The 14,662-nt window shown below is 59.4% G+C and carries 12 protein-coding genes; 7 read left to right on the plus strand and 5 right to left on the minus strand.

The genetic code is table 11. The features are described from left to right. Position 1: 1 nt before the first annotated feature. From GZH79_RS15890 to aat, 6 genes are all read left to right on the plus strand, one after another. The gene (locus GZH79_RS15890) at positions 2 to 1,213 is read left to right on the plus strand and encodes a branched-chain amino acid ABC transporter permease (protein ID WP_211644735.1); all 1,212 of its coding nucleotides are present in this window, start codon (positions 2 to 4) and stop codon (positions 1,211 to 1,213) included. A gap of 4 nt (positions 1,214 to 1,217) precedes the next feature. After that, the gene (locus GZH79_RS15895; protein WP_211644736.1) at positions 1,218 to 1,976 is read left to right on the plus strand and encodes an ABC transporter ATP-binding protein; all 759 of its coding nucleotides are present in this window, start codon (positions 1,218 to 1,220) and stop codon (positions 1,974 to 1,976) included. A 69-nt stretch (positions 1,977 to 2,045) separates the two neighbouring features. Beyond that, positions 2,046 to 2,795, plus strand: a complete 750-nt coding sequence (locus GZH79_RS15900) for an ABC transporter ATP-binding protein (protein WP_211644737.1) — start codon at positions 2,046 to 2,048, stop codon at positions 2,793 to 2,795. Between the two features lie 168 nt (positions 2,796 to 2,963). Further along, a complete protein-coding gene (gene accB / locus GZH79_RS15905) occupies positions 2,964 to 3,452 on the plus strand; it encodes an acetyl-CoA carboxylase biotin carboxyl carrier protein (RefSeq protein ID WP_211644738.1) in 489 nt (162 codons plus the stop codon). 11 nt (positions 3,453 to 3,463) lie between these two features. Then, a complete protein-coding gene (gene accC, locus GZH79_RS15910; RefSeq protein ID WP_211644739.1) occupies positions 3,464 to 4,810 on the plus strand; it encodes an acetyl-CoA carboxylase biotin carboxylase subunit in 1,347 nt (448 codons plus the stop codon). Between the two features lie 4 nt (positions 4,811 to 4,814). Beyond that, the gene (gene aat, locus GZH79_RS15915) at positions 4,815 to 5,456 is read left to right on the plus strand and encodes a leucyl/phenylalanyl-tRNA--protein transferase (protein WP_349291222.1); all 642 of its coding nucleotides are present in this window, start codon (positions 4,815 to 4,817) and stop codon (positions 5,454 to 5,456) included. On the opposite strand, the gene GZH79_RS15920 is transcribed toward aat, so the two are convergent. The 5 genes from GZH79_RS15920 to GZH79_RS15940 all read right to left on the minus strand — a co-directional run bounded on the left by GZH79_RS15920 (position 5,420) and on the right by GZH79_RS15940 (position 8,711). Then, positions 5,420 to 5,779 (minus strand): DUF2155 domain-containing protein, encoded by a 360-nt coding sequence (locus GZH79_RS15920; protein WP_349291223.1) that lies wholly within the window; start codon positions 5,777 to 5,779, stop codon positions 5,420 to 5,422. The two genes, aat and GZH79_RS15920, sit on opposite strands and share 37 nt — an antisense overlap. Then, the gene (locus GZH79_RS15925; protein ID WP_211644741.1) at positions 5,776 to 6,159 is read right to left on the minus strand and encodes an NADH:ubiquinone oxidoreductase subunit NDUFA12; all 384 of its coding nucleotides are present in this window, start codon (positions 6,157 to 6,159) and stop codon (positions 5,776 to 5,778) included. Before GZH79_RS15925 ends, GZH79_RS15920 begins: the two co-directional genes overlap by 4 nt. 62 nt (positions 6,160 to 6,221) lie before the next feature. Beyond that, positions 6,222 to 6,605: a RidA family protein gene (locus GZH79_RS15930; RefSeq protein ID WP_211644742.1), complete on the minus strand. Its 384-nt coding sequence runs from the start codon at positions 6,603 to 6,605 to the stop codon at positions 6,222 to 6,224. A 72-nt stretch (positions 6,606 to 6,677) separates the two neighbouring features. Further along, positions 6,678 to 7,943: an ATP-dependent Clp protease ATP-binding subunit ClpX gene (clpX, locus tag GZH79_RS15935; protein WP_211644743.1), complete on the minus strand. Its 1,266-nt coding sequence runs from the start codon at positions 7,941 to 7,943 to the stop codon at positions 6,678 to 6,680. 147 nt (positions 7,944 to 8,090) lie between these two features. Further along, positions 8,091 to 8,711, minus strand: a complete 621-nt coding sequence (locus GZH79_RS15940) for an ATP-dependent Clp protease proteolytic subunit (protein ID WP_211644744.1) — start codon at positions 8,709 to 8,711, stop codon at positions 8,091 to 8,093. Positions 8,712 to 9,078: 367 nt separating this feature from the next. On the opposite strand from GZH79_RS15940, the gene GZH79_RS15945 reads away from it, so the two are divergent. Beyond that, positions 9,079 to 14,652 (plus strand): Hint domain-containing protein, encoded by a 5,574-nt coding sequence (locus GZH79_RS15945; RefSeq protein WP_211644745.1) that lies wholly within the window; start codon positions 9,079 to 9,081, stop codon positions 14,650 to 14,652. The last annotated feature ends 10 nt before the right edge of the window (positions 14,653 to 14,662 follow it).

Raw genomic sequence — 14,662 nt, forward strand, 5'->3', positions numbered from 1 at the left:
TATGCTCGGTCTTAATTCACGCGATTTCAAACTGTTTGCCATTGTCGTCGTCATGACATTGGCAGCCCCTATACTGCTGAACCCGTTCCCGGTGGACAGCGCGCTGGGGCAAAGCTTTAACGCGGGCTACCCCGCCCTGATGCAACGCTTCGTGATCTTTGGGTTGCTGGCGATCGGGTTCAATATCCTGTTCGGTCTGACGGGTTATCTGTCATTCGGACACGCCGCTTTCCTGGGGGTTGGTTCCTATGCCGCCGTCTGGATGTTCAAGCTGCTGTCCTACAACATCATACCCGCCATGATCCTGTCGGTCGTCGTCGCTGGCTTGTTTTCCGTCGTCATCGGATACGTCTGTCTGCGACGCTCTGGCATTTACTTTTCGATCCTGACGCTGGCTTTCGCGCAGATGTCCTATGCGCTGGCCTATTCGGTGCTGTCGCCCATCACGAACGGTGAAACCGGGTTGCAGGTCTACAGCGACGACCCCCAAGTGCTGATGAGCCAAGGCGATCCCATCGTGCCGCACCTGTTCGGGCTGGAAATGAATTCATCAGTCACGTGGAAATTGGGCGGATGGGAGTTCATTTTTCAGAACGGTTACTATCTGGCGGCGGTCTTTATGATTGCGGGCTTTTATCTGTCGATCCGCATTTTCCGGTCACCTTTCGGACTGATGCTGCGGGCGATCAAATCGAACCAGACCCGAATGAGCTATACCGGGATGAACACCAAGCCATACATGCTGGCCGCTTTCGTGATCTCTGGCTGCTACGCGGGGCTGGCCGGTGGGCTGTTGTCTGCAATGGACCCGCTGACCGGTGCGGAACGCATGTTCTGGACCGCGAGTGGTGAAATCGTCGTCATGGCGATCCTCGGCGGTGTCGGCACGTTGATCGGCCCGGTGCTGGGCGCTGGACTGATCAAGTATCTGGAAAACATCGTATCCAAGATCAATGATACCATCCTGCACAACTGGTTCGCCTTTATGCCGGACTGGCTGGACAATCTGCTGGTCGCGATCATCCATCCCTTTATCGGCAAAGGCTGGCACCTCAGCTTGGGCGTCTTGTTCATGGCGGTCGTCATCTTCCTGCCCGGCGGATTGGTGCAGGGCGGACAAAAGCTTGGCGGGCTGTTCCGCCGCCGCGCCAAACCCGCAGAGACAGAGACGGATTCCGTTGTCGAAGCCAATTCAAAAACCCCGGCGGAGTAAGATCATGGGCATTCTTGAAGTCAAAGGCGTCAACAAACGTTTCGGTGGTCTGCAAGCGCTGGGTGACGTGAACCTGAGCGTGGTGGAAAACACCGTCCATGCCATCATCGGGCCAAACGGGGCTGGCAAGTCGACCTTGCTGAACTGTCTTGTCGGCAAACTGATCCCCGATTCAGGTTCGGTGCTGTTCGACGGACAGTCCGTGCTGGGCCGCAAGCCGCACGAGATTAACCAGATGGGCATCAGCCGCGTGTTCCAAACGCCGGAAATCTTTGCCGATCTGACGGTCATGGAAAACGTGATGATCCCCTGCTTTGCCAGACGCGACGGTGCGTTTCGGATGCACGCAATCGAAAGCGTGCGTCACGAGGGCGAGATCATCGCACAGGCAGAGGCCATTCTGGCGGACGTCAATATGGTCAACAAGCGCGACATGGTGGCGTCATCGCTGTCGCGTGGCGACAAGCGGCGGCTGGAAATGGCGATGTGTCTGGTTCAGGAACCAAGGCTTTTGTTGCTGGACGAACCGACAGCCGGCATGGCGCGGGCAGATACCAACAACACGATCGACCTGCTGAAAGAGATCAAGCAAAAGCGCAACATCACCATGTGCATCATCGAACACGACATGCATGTGGTGTTCAGCCTGGCCGAACGGATCACTGTTCTGGCCCAAGGCCGACCGCTGGTCGAGGAGACCCCCGAAAACATCAAGGGTCACCCCAAGGTCCGCGAAGCATATCTGGGTGAAGCGCAGGTCTGACAAACTTTTTTCTGCGAAAAATCGAGCCCCCGCGTTTTTGCGAAGATGCGGCACCGCGAAGGAAACAAGATGAACGCCCCATTCGACAAGAATCGCAACAACGCCGCCACCGCGTCGAAATTTCTCAGCGTGTGGGAAATAGAGGCTTATTACGGCGAAAGCTATATCGTCCAGAACGTCAGCTTTGACATTCACGAAGGCGAAATCCTGGCCCTGCTGGGGCGCAACGGCGCGGGCAAGACGTCGACCCTGCGCACGATCGCGCGGCTGGGCAATCCAGAACTGCGTCACGGTGAAATCTGGCTGGATCACCAGCCATTGCACCAGATGAAAAGCCATCAGGCCGCCGCTGCCGGGATCGCGCTTGTGCCCGAAGACCGCCGCATCATTGCCGGTCTGACCGTCGAGGAAAACCTGCAACTGGCCCAGATCGCACCGCCGATTGGTTGGTCGCTGGAACGGATCTATGACCTGTTCCCCCGCCTGAAAGAACGCCGCAAACAAGAAGGTGTAACGCTGTCGGGTGGCGAACAGCAGATGCTGGCGATCGCGCGTGCGCTGGCCCGTGACATCAAGGTACTGTTGCTGGACGAACCCTACGAAGGTCTGGCGCCGGTCATCGTGCAGGAAATTGCCAAGACACTGAATATCATTCGTGATCAGGGGATTACGACGGTCATCGTGGAACAAAATGCCGTGGCGGCACTGAAACTGGCCGACCGTGCCGTGATCCTTGATACCGGGACAGTTGTGTTCGACGGCTCTGCCAAGGACGTGCTGGACGACGAAAAACTGCGCGCGGAATACCTTGCAATCTAAAGCCACCTGCATGGGCCGGCCCAATAGGGCCGGTCTGGCACGCTGACTGCGACAGCTCATCCTTCGGGTTGCGCTTTCCCCCACGTCCGGGTTGCCCTATAAGTCCGCAATGCGATGTGACGACAGGTCGCGTCGGGTATATTAAATTATGCAAGGACAGTTCTGATTATGGGCAACAAGACCTCTCAGGATAGCGACGTCAGTTTTATTCAGGCACTGGCAGAGCTTTTGCGTGCCAACGATCTTACGGAACTGCAGGTCAAACGCGACTATGCTGAAAACGACAGCCTGAATGTGCGCGTCAGCCGCTTTACCCAGCCAGCCCCAGCAGCGCCCGCTGCCGCACCGGCACCTGCACCGGCAGGATCCGCACCGGCACCATCTGCACCGGTTCCCGCACCGGCGACAGATCCGGCCGCCCACCCCGGCGCCGTGACATCGCCCATGGTCGGCACGATCTACATGGCCGCCGAACCGGGCGCGAAACCGTTTGTCGTGGCCGGTCAGACTGTTGCCGAAGGTGATACGCTGCTGATTATCGAAGCCATGAAAACGATGAACCACATTCCCGCGCCGCGATCAGGCACGGTGAAACGGATTCTGGTCGAAGACGGCGGCCCCGTCGAATTCGGCGCACCCTTGATGATCATCGAATAAAGGCCTGTCCCATGTTCGATAAAATCCTGATTGCAAACCGCGGCGAAATTGCGCTGCGGGTCGTGCGGGCTTGCCGCGAAATGGGCATCCACAGCGTGGCCGTCCATTCTACAGCCGACGCGGACGCCATGCATGTCCGCATGGCCGACGAGGCGATCTGCATCGGTCCGCCGTCGTCGACCAATTCCTACCTGAATTTTCCGGCCATCATCTCTGCGTGCGAAATCACCGGCGCGCAGGCGATCCACCCCGGCTACGGATTCCTGTCTGAAAACGCGGCTTTTGTGCAGGTCGTCGAAGATCACGGCCTGACCTTTATCGGCCCGACTGCCGAACACATCCGGATCATGGGCGACAAGATCACCGCAAAAGACACGATGAGGGCGCTTGGCGTGCCCTGCGTTCCGGGCTCTGAAGGCGGTGTTCCGACGCTGCAGGACGCACAGCGCGTCGGTGAAGAAGTCGGTTATCCGGTCATCATCAAGGCAACAGCCGGGGGTGGCGGACGCGGCATGAAGGTCGCGCAGACCGCCGCCGATATGGAAAAGGCGTTTTTATCCGCCCGTCAGGAAGCCAAGGCCGCGTTCGGCAACGACGAAGTCTATATCGAAAAATACCTGACCACCCCGCGCCATATCGAAATTCAGGTCTTTGGCGACGGGAAGGGCAACGCCGTGCATCTGGGTGAACGCGATTGCAGCCTGCAACGTCGCCACCAGAAAGTACTGGAAGAAGCCCCCGGCCCCGCCATTACACCCGAACTGCGCGCGCGGATCGGCAAGGTTTGCGCCGATGCGGTTGCACAGATCAATTATATCGGTGCCGGCACCATCGAATTCCTGTTCGAGAATGACGAGTTCTATTTCATCGAAATGAACACGCGGCTTCAGGTCGAACACCCGGTGACAGAGGCGATTTTCGGTGTCGATCTTGTCCGCGAACAGATCAACGTCGCGGCCGGTCTGCCGATGTCGTTCAGCCAAGACGATCTGACAATCAACGGTCACAGCATCGAAGTGCGGATCAATGCGGAAAAGCTGCCGCATTTTCAGCCCAGCCCCGGTACGATTTCGCAATATCACGCGCCCGGCGGTCTGGGTGTGCGCATCGACAGCGCACTGTATCAGGGGTATCGGATTCCTCCCTATTACGACAGCCTGATTGGTAAGCTGATCGTCCATGGCCGCGACCGGCCAGAGGCTTTGGCCCGACTGTCGCGCGCATTGGGGGAACTGATTATCGACGGCGTGGACACCACAGTGCCGCTGTTCGATGCCCTGCTGGCCGAAGAAGATATCCAGACCGGAAACTACAATATCCACTGGCTGGAACACTGGCTGGAAACCCATCTCGGCTAGGGGTGTGTCGGACCTGCTGACCCCTGATCTGTTACTGCAGGCCTATCGGGCAGGCGTGTTCCCCATGGCCGAAGACCGCGACGCGACAGACGTGTTCTGGGTGCAGCCCCGACTGCGGGGCATTTTGCCACTGGATGGTTTTCACGTGTCGCGGTCCTTGCGCAAAACCCTGCGCAAGGGACTGTTTCAGGCCAGTGCCAACGCGGCATTCGATGCCGTGGTCGCAGGCTGCGCAGACCGTGACGAAACCTGGATCAATGCGTCGATCTTTGCAGCCTACCGGCAGTTGCACGCTGCGGGGCACGCCCATTCAATCGAGGTCTGGCAGGACCGCGATTTGGTCGGCGGGGTCTATGGTGTCACGATTGGCGGTGCGTTTTTCGGTGAAAGCATGTTTTCGACCCGCACCGACGCATCAAAGGTTGCACTGCTCTGCGCGGTGGACAGGCTACGCAGCGCGGGTTTTACGCTGTTCGATACGCAATTCCTAACAGCGCATCTGGCATCACTTGGCGCCGTCGAAATCCCGCGCCACGCGTATGAACAACGATTGGCAAAGGCCGTCGCCATCGACGCGTGTTTCGGGCCGGCTGGACCGATCCGGCTGGATCAGCCGTCTGTGCAGCGCATGATCCAAACATCGTAGCGCGGATGGTCCAACGCATGAAGCGCTGGCGCGGATGCGATCATCCAACCGGAAAATACCGGCGTTTCGCTGTTGCGGTAATTGACCGACAGTTCCGCAAAAGCATCCCCCGACGGATTATTCACCGGTGTCCGACAGTCGTTCAGCTGGATCAGTAACTGGTCAATGCTTTCAGCCTGCCCGACCTGCATCGTGACGTCCTGAACCTGGCCCGTGACCTTATCCAGCACACGCAATTCCGCACCCGGCTGCGATACGGCTTGCTGTGCGGTCGCGGACAATGGCCAGACCGTCAGTGCAATGGCCAGCAGGCGGATCATCATTCGGGGGTCCATGCCTCGTAGTCGCTTTGGGGTTTAGGTGCCGCGCGTCGCAATGATCCAGAGGGCGCATAGGCTTCTGACGTGCCGGTCAGGTTCGGCAAATGCGGTTTTTCCCACGGCTGATGCTGGATCGGCGCTTCGGTCGGCGGTTGATCCCACGTGCGGTGCAGCCAACCATGCCATTCGGGTGCGACGCGCGATGCTTCGGCTTCGCCGTTGAAAATCACCCAGCGGCGGCTGTCGTCGGCATTGCGGTAGAAAATGTTGCCGGCGCCGTCTTCGCCAACCCGTTCACCCTTGCGCCACGTCCAGAATTGCGTGGCAAAGGTCTGTCCGTCCCACCAGGTAAAAATACGTGCGATATTACGTCCGATGCCCATGGTCGTCTCCGGTCTTTGGTTGGTCCTGTCATGCCGCAATCGGGTGCCAAGGTCCAGCAGGTTCAGCGCGGCAGGCGCGCCGTGACTTCGATCTCGATCTTCATTTCGGGGTTCTGCAACCCCGCGACCAGCATGGTGGCCGCAGGTCTGGCGGTGCGGAACGCTTCGGCCAGCACTGGCCAGCAGGCTTCCCATTCGGTGCGGTCCGGCAGGATATAGGTCGCCCGCACCACATGATCCAGACCGCTGCCCGCGTCGACAAGCGCGCGGTTAATCGTAGCCAGCGTATTGCGGCACTGGTCCACAATGCTGTCGGGCATTGTCATGGTCGCGTAATCATAACCCGTTGTCCCGGCGACAAAAACCCAGCCATCCACTACGACCGCGCGGGAATAGCCGATCCGCTCTTCGAACGGGCTGCCGGTGGAAATATGCCGAACGTCCATAGATCGTCCCTCAAAGCAAAGGCCGCCACGGTGTGTGACGGCCCTTAGAATTTGGCTGGTCGCCGCCGCGCTTTAGGCGCTGGCGGTTTCCTTTTCCTTGCGTTTTTCGTCGTGGATCATCAGCGGCGATGCGTCGGGACCAACGGCTTCTTCGTTGACGACCACTTCGGTCACGGTGTCCATGCCGGGCAGTTCGAACATCGTATCCAGCAAGATGTCTTCCATGATGGACCGCAGGCCACGTGCGCCAGTCTTGCGTTCAATGGCGCGCTTGGCAATCGCTGTCAGCGCGTCGTCGGTGAACGTCAACTTGGTGTCTTCCAGTTCGAACAGACGCTGATATTGCTTGACCAGCGCGTTTTTCGGCTGAGTCAAAATGATCATCAACGCGTCCTCGTCCAGATCCGTCAGCGTCGCAATCACGGGCAGACGGCCCACGAATTCCGGAATCAGACCATATTTCAACAAATCTTCGGGTTCGAGATCCATAAAGGTTTCACCGACGCCGCGGTCTTCTGTATCCTTGACGTCCGCACCAAATCCCATTGCGGACCCTTTGCCGCGCTGTGCGATGATCTTGTCCAGACCGGCAAATGCACCGCCACAGATGAACAGGATGTTGGTCGTGTCCACCTGCAGGAATTCCTGTTGCGGATGTTTGCGCCCACCCTGTGGCGGCACGGATGCAACCGTGCCTTCCATGATTTTCAGCAGGGCCTGCTGCACACCTTCGCCGCTGACATCGCGTGTGATCGACGGGTTGTCGGATTTGCGGGTGATCTTGTCGACCTCGTCAATGTAGACAATGCCGCGCTGCGCGCGTTCGACGTTGTATTCGCTCGCCTGCAGCAGTTTCAGGATGATGTTTTCAACGTCTTCACCGACGTAACCCGCTTCGGTCAGGGTGGTGGCGTCCGCCATCGTGAAAGGCACATCGATGATACGGGCCAGCGTTTGTGCCAGCAACGTTTTGCCGCAGCCCGTGGGACCGATCAGCATGATGTTGGATTTTGCCAGTTCGATGTCGGATTTGTCGCTGTTGTTCAGTCGCTTATAGTGGTTATGGACCGCGACCGACAGGACCCGTTTTGCGTGCATCTGTCCGATGACGTAATCGTCCAGCACTTGGCAGATTTCGCGGGGCGTCGGCACGCCGTCACCCGATTTGAGCGATGCGCTTTTGGTTTCTTCGCGGATGATGTCCATACACAGCTCGACGCATTCATCGCAGATGAAAACGGTCGGCCCCGCAATCAATTTGCGGACCTCGTGCTGACTTTTGCCGCAAAAGCTGCAGTAAAGTGTATTCTTGCTGTCGCTGCCGGTGGTGGTTGCCATGTCGTGTCCTTCGGCGCCGGGGCCAGTTTTGGTGTCGCGCTGTCCTTGGTCTGACAGAGTAGGACAGCGCGTATCGGGTCACAACGCCAAATCGACGTAAAGGGCGACCCCGTTCATCTTCGTGTGATCATGGCACCGGATGCGGGATCAATCGTCCGATTTATCGCGGCTTGTCACGATTTCATCGATGTGGCCCCATTCCTTCGCCTCTTCCGGTGTCATCCACTTGTCGCGGTCCAGCGCTTTTTGAACCTCTTTGTAGCTTTGACCGGTGTGCTTTTGGTAAAGCTTGTACATCCGTTCGCGGGTATTTTCGATGCTTTTGGCCGAAATCAGGATGTCGGCAGCGGTGCCGCGCGCCCCGCCTGACGGCTGGTGCACCAGAAATTCGGCATTCGGAAGCGCGTAGCGCATGCCGGGTTCGCCGCCGATTGCGATAACGGACCCCATCGACGCGGCCAGACCACAGACCAACGTGGACACCTTGGGTCGGATGTACTGCATCGTGTCATAGATGCTCATCCCGGCCACGACGCTGCCGCCCGGAGAGTTGATATACATCGAGATTTCTTTTTTCGGGTTTTCCGCTTCGAGGTGCAAAAGCTGCGCGACAACGAGCTGGCTCATGCCATCATGGACCGGACCGTTCACGAACACGATCCGTTCTTTCAGCAGACGACTGAAAATATCATAGGCGCGTTCGCCGCGTGCGGTCTGTTCAACCACCATCGGCACGAGGTTCATGTGGGTTTGCATCGGATCTTGCATGGGCACGCCTTTACTGGGGGACACCTGTTGGCGGTGTCTTTGTCGATCTCGCTAACACTATGCAGGGTGACTTGCAGCTTCAAGGGTCGAAGGGTGCGCAACACGTCGCAGCACGGATCACCCCACTGTTGTCGCAAAGCGATCAATCCCCGGTCCGACCAGTGGTTGTGCGCGACAATTGCAGCAATTCAATGTTCTTCGTGCCGGATTCAGGCGATCCTGCCATCTTTGTAGCCAATTGCCACCGAATGGCCGCTTTCATCGCCTATTGATCACGCGGTCGTCCCAATCCGGCCATGTCACGATCTTACCTCCATTCTAACGATTTTGCGGTTTTCATGACCGACCAGTTGGATTGAGGTCACACATGCCCACAGGCTATCTAATTAACCTTGGTGACAACCGCCTGAACGGCGGTGACAGTGGCGCGACCGATACGACGACATTCACAACTGACCGCATCATCGGGACAGGGTCCGTTACGGTCACCCGGGGTGGCACCAACACGACCATCACCGGAACCTATTATCTGGGTGTGGAAGGACGGGTCTATTTCGTCCCGGACACCGCATTCCCGAACAATATCAGATCTGTAACGGTACAGTCGGCACCGACCTTTTCACTTTATACCGGGACATCCTCTGGGGATACCATCACGGGCGGGACGACATCCGACCTGATCTATGGCGGGGCCAACACAAGCGGTAGCGGCACGTCCAGCGATACGATCTCTGCCGGGCGCGGCAACGATACGGTGTATGCAGGCGACGGGAACGACCTTGTATCCGGTGGGTCCGGCAACGACACGCTTTTTGGTGGCGTGGGTGACGACACCCTGAACGGCAATGGTGGCAACGACATCGTCTATGGCGGTGACGGCAACGATTCGATTCTGGGCGGGATGGGAACCGACAGTCTGTATGGCGGTGCCGGTGCCGACCGGATCGATGCGGGCGCTGGCAACGATTACGTCGACGCGGGCGAAGGCAACAACAGCGTCATGGGCGGTACGGGGTCCGATACGATCATCGCCGGCACCGGGTCAGATATCCTGTCGGGAAACGCAGGCCGCGACAGCATTATCGCAGGTGACGGTGCCGATACGGTCTACGGCGGCGACAGCGACGACACGGTCGACGCCGGGGCCGGAAATGACACTGTCTATGGCGAGGCCGGCAACGACTCGATCCTGGGCGGCAGCGGCAACGATATTCTGTATGGCGATGATCCGGCCCCCGCTGCTGTCACCACCGAAAGCCTGCGCTGGACGACACAGGCTGCCAGCGGCACAAATCTGCGCAGCGGTTTTACGCAGGACACCGGCAATATCAACGTCAGTGTCTCGTTCCGCGACGACGGAAGCCTGACAGAAGTTTCGTCGTCGAACACCGCGATCTTTACCGGAACAACCGGCATCGCGACCGATTCATCGCTGTTCTTGGTCGGCGGGGCCGAACAGACGGTCACGACCACAATCGATTTTGCAGCCGACCCAAACAGCGGCGTGACCGACGCTGTCAGCAACGTGGGTTTCTGGATCACCGATATTGACGCCGTCGACGACGGCACCAACGACTTCCGCGATCAGGTGGTGCTGACCGCATACGATTCGGATGGCAACATCGTCCCGGTCACCTTGACCCAGCCGGTCGGCAACAACGATTCCGTATCCGGCCAGACGGTGACCGCATCCTTTGACAACGACGAGCCCAATCAGGCCGATGGGGCGATCTATGTGCAGGTCGCCGGCCCTGTCAGTTCCATCGTCGTCAACTTTAACAGTCCCGGCGGCACGACGCAGCACGCGATCTATATCAGCGACATCCAGTTCACGACCATCCTGCCAAGCCCCGGCGACGACACGCTAGACGGTGGCGACGGCGACGACACGCTGTACGGCGGTGGCGGAAACGATTCGCTATATGGCCGCGCCGGGAACGACGTTGTTTACGGTGGCGACGGCAACGACCTGATCGATGACGAGCCGGGCTCTTTCAATGGCAGCAGCTCTGATACGTTTTACGGCGGCGGCGGTGACGATACGATCTACACCGGCGGGGGCAACGACGTCGCCTTTGGCGGGATCGGCAACGACCACATCAATGGCGAAGGCGAAGACGACATCCTGTACGGGGATGCGGGCAACGACACCCTGATCGGCCGGTCCGGGAACGATACGCTGTTTGGCGGCACGGGTAGCGATACACTGTATGGCGATGACGGCGACGACACGCTCAGCGGTGGCGATGATACCGACTGGCTGATCGGGGGCACCGGCAACGACACCTTATCAGGTGACGGTGGTGACGACTCTTTGTGGGGCGAAGGCGGCGATGACAGCCTGTCAGGCGGTCTGGGCAATGACGCGCTGATCGGTGGTGACGGCAACGACATTCTGGGTTCCGACGATCTGGAAGCAGGCAACGACACGCTTTGGGGCGAAGCCGGAAACGATACGCTGCGCGGTGGCGTCGGGGACGATTCGCTGTACGGTGGCACGGGTGACGACACCCTGTTCGGCGGCACCGGCAACGACGTATTGGACGGCGGCACCGGGAACGATCTGTTGCAGGTCGCGGATGATCACGATCAAACCACGGTCATCGGTGGCGAAGACCTGGGCGATGGCGACATCGATACGCTGGGCCTGACCAGCACCACCAGCACCCTTGGCGCGACGGTAACATTTGACGGCAGCGAATCCGGTACGTTCAGCTTTGACGGTACCACGTCGACCGGCAGCTTTTCGCAGATCGAACGGGTCGTCACCACGGAATTTGACGACACGATCGACGCCAGTGCCGCAACAACAAGTGTCACGCTTGAAAGCGGCGCAGGCAACGACAGCATCATCGGCGGTTCGGGCGACGACCTGATCGTCGCGGGCACCGGTGCGGATACGATTGACGCAGGACTGCGCAACGACACTGTCGATCTGGGCAGCGACGGCGAAGCCGACGTTGTGATCTTGCGTGACGGGTTCACCCGACTGACGATTGTGGGCTTCGACACGATTACCGCCAATCCGGACGGCACCTACAGCTCGATCGATACGCTTGATGTCAGCCAACTGCTGGATGCGCAGGGCAATCCGGTCAACACCCGCGACGTGGTCGTGTCCGACGACGGGTTCGGCAACGCGCTGCTGATCTTTCCGAACGGCGAAGAAGTGGTCCTGCAAGGCATCACACCCACACAGGCGTCCGACGAATTTCTGCTGAATGCGATTGGCTTTCCGCTGCCGGACGGCACTGTCAGCGGCACCGCCGGGGATGATCTGATCGGGTTGGGCTATACCGACGCCGATGGCGATTCCATCGACGACAATGACGCGGTTCTGGCGGGTGATAGTGGCAACGACGACCTGATCGAAGCCGGTGCAGGCAATGACACCGTGTTTGCGGGCGACGGCAATGATGAAATCTACGGCGGCACCGGGGCCGACGACCTGTCCGGTGGCACGGGTGACGACACCTTGTTTGGCGGCGACGGCGACGACACGCTGTCGGGCGACGCTGGCAACGATATCCTTCAAGGTGGCACGGGGAACGACACGCTGGATGGCGGCACCGGCAACGATACCCTGTTTGGTGGTGACGGCGACGACTTCTTCGAACTGGAAGCAGGCTTTGGCGACGACGCTGTCACTGGCGGCGAAACCGGCGAGACCACGGGCGACACGCTGGATGCGTCAGCCCTGACAACCGACACCACCCTGACGTTTACGAACGCGGAAACCGGTACCCTGACTGACGGCACCGATACCGTCAGCTTTGCAGAAATCGAATCGTTCTTTCTGGGATCAGGCAATGACACCGTTTTTGGCGGTGAAGGCGACGACGCCGTCGATCTGGGCGCGGGCGACGACATTTTCACGCTGTTCAACGGCTTCGGCAACGATACCGTAACCGGCGGCGAGACGGGTGAAACCAACGGTGATACGCTGGACGGCAGCGCCCTGACGACAGGCGTGACAGTCACAATGTCCGGGCCCGAAGCCGGGACACTGTCGGACGGCACCGACACGCTCAGCTTTGCCGAAATGGAAAGCGTCCTGACCGGCGCGGGCGATGACACAATCATCGGCAGCACTGGCAACGACACAATCGACACAGGCGCGGGCAACGACACAATCAGCACCGGCGCGGGCGATGACAGCATCGACGCAGGCGCGGGCGCGGATACCGTCAACGCGGGCGCTGGCAACGACACCATTGCCTTGGGTGCCGACGACAATGCCGTCGACATCGTTCAGCTGAACGATGGCAGCGGCAACGACGAGGTTTTTGAATTCGAAGGCCCGATCGACAACGGCGACGGCACATTCACCAGCCAAGACCTGTTGGATGTCAGCGACCTGAGCGGCCCGGACGGCCTGCCGGTCAACACCAACGACGTCACCGTGACCGATCAGGGCGGCAGCGCGCTGTTGACCTTTGCCAACGGGGAATCCGTGCTGCTGGTTGGCGTCACTGCCGCAGAATTGTCGTCACCTTTTGCATTGGCCGCGATTGGTATTCCCCTGCCAGACGGGACTGTCAGCGGCACCGCTGGCGACGACATCATTGATGCAGCATATACCGGTGATCCCGACGGCGACCGTGTGGATGGCGACGATGCGATCCTGTCAGGCGACACTGCAAATGACGATCTGATCGTAGCGGGCGCCGGCAATGACGTGGTGCTTGCGGGCGACGGCAACGACGAAATCTATGGCGGCGATGGCAACGACAGCCTTGTCGGTGGCGCGGGTAACGACACCGTTTTTGGCGACGCGGGCGATGATGTTCTGGTCCTGGGCGACGGTTTCGGCACCGATACGCTGACGGGTGGCGAAACGACGGAAACAACCGGTGACCTGCTGGATGCGTCCGGTATGACCACCGATACCACAGTCACGTTCACCGGCGCAGAAGCGGGCACACTGACAAACGGCGTCGACACCGCGACATTTTCCGAAATCGAACAGGTTGCGACAGGCAGTGGCAACGACACCATCACCGCCGATGCGGGCAGCCAGACGGTCAGCACCGGCGCGGGCAACGACACGATCGACCTTGGCACCGGGGCCGACAGCATCGACGCCGGCGCCGGAAACGACCTGATCACCGTCGCAGAAGGCGACGTGGCTGAAGGCGGCGACGGGGACGATACGTTTATCGTTCAGGACCAGCTTGGCACCGAAACGATCAATATTTTTGGCGGGTCCGGCGATGAAACCACGGGCGACCGTCTGGTGCTTGGCACGCTGGGCAACCTGAAAGAGATCCTTGCGAATGCGGTCGATGACGGCACCGGCAGCTATTCCGGCACCGCCACGCTGGACGACGGCACGATCCTGAACTTCAGCAATATCGAGGAAATCGTTTGTTTCACACCCGGCGCCATGATCGCCACACCACGCGGCGCGCGTGACGTCGCCACCCTGCGTGTCGGTGATCTGGTTGTGACCCGTGACCACGGGTTGCAGCCGATCCGCTGGATTCAATCCCGCACGGTGCCCGCCACAGGCGGTTTTGCACCCATCCTGATCCGCCCCGGCGTCGTCACCGGACAAGAAGCGGATTTGCTGGTGTCGCCACAGCATCGGATGCTGTTCCACGGCTACCGCGCCGAATTATTGTTCGGCGAATCAGAGGTTCTTGTTCCGGCCAAGCATCTGCTGGACGGACGGCATGTCACACAGGAATTCGGCGGCGATGTCACATATATCCACATGATGTTCGACCACCACGAAATCGTGTTTGCCAATGGTGCCGCGACAGAAAGCTTTCACCCCGGTGATGTCGGCATGAACGCGATCCATGACAGTGCACGCGAAGAATTGTTCGCACTGTTCCCGGAACTGCGATCCGATGTTAATCTGTACGGGGATACGGCCCGGCGCTGTCTGAAACGGCACGAGTCACAATTGCTTGCCGCAGACAACATGCGCATCTAGATCGTCTGGT

It is taken from the genome of Loktanella sp. SALINAS62, from assembly GCF_018263905.1.
Lineage (GTDB): Bacteria > Pseudomonadota > Alphaproteobacteria > Rhodobacterales > Rhodobacteraceae > Loktanella.

Bases quoted from the DNA above. Each gene is read 5' to 3' on its own strand.
- GZH79_RS15890 (WP_211644735.1), top strand. From the start codon at position 2: ATGCTCGGTCTTAATTCACGCGATTTCAAACTGTTTGCCATTGTCGTC.
- GZH79_RS15895 (WP_211644736.1), top strand. From the start codon at position 1,218: ATGGGCATTCTTGAAGTCAAAGGCGTCAACAAACGTTTCGGTGGTCTG.
- GZH79_RS15900 (WP_211644737.1), top strand. From the start codon at position 2,046: ATGAACGCCCCATTCGACAAGAATCGCAACAACGCCGCCACCGCGTCG.
- accB (WP_211644738.1), top strand. From the start codon at position 2,964: ATGGGCAACAAGACCTCTCAGGATAGCGACGTCAGTTTTATTCAGGCA.
- accC (WP_211644739.1), top strand. From the start codon at position 3,464: ATGTTCGATAAAATCCTGATTGCAAACCGCGGCGAAATTGCGCTGCGG.
- GZH79_RS15920 (WP_349291223.1), bottom strand. From the start codon at position 5,779: ATGATGATCCGCCTGCTGGCCATTGCACTGACGGTCTGGCCATTGTCC.
- GZH79_RS15925 (WP_211644741.1), bottom strand. From the start codon at position 6,159: ATGGGCATCGGACGTAATATCGCACGTATTTTTACCTGGTGGGACGGA.
- GZH79_RS15930 (WP_211644742.1), bottom strand. From the start codon at position 6,605: ATGGACGTTCGGCATATTTCCACCGGCAGCCCGTTCGAAGAGCGGATC.
- clpX (WP_211644743.1), bottom strand. From the start codon at position 7,943: ATGGCAACCACCACCGGCAGCGACAGCAAGAATACACTTTACTGCAGC.
- GZH79_RS15940 (WP_211644744.1), bottom strand. From the start codon at position 8,711: ATGCAAGATCCGATGCAAACCCACATGAACCTCGTGCCGATGGTGGTT.
- GZH79_RS15945 (WP_211644745.1), top strand. From the start codon at position 9,079: ATGCCCACAGGCTATCTAATTAACCTTGGTGACAACCGCCTGAACGGC.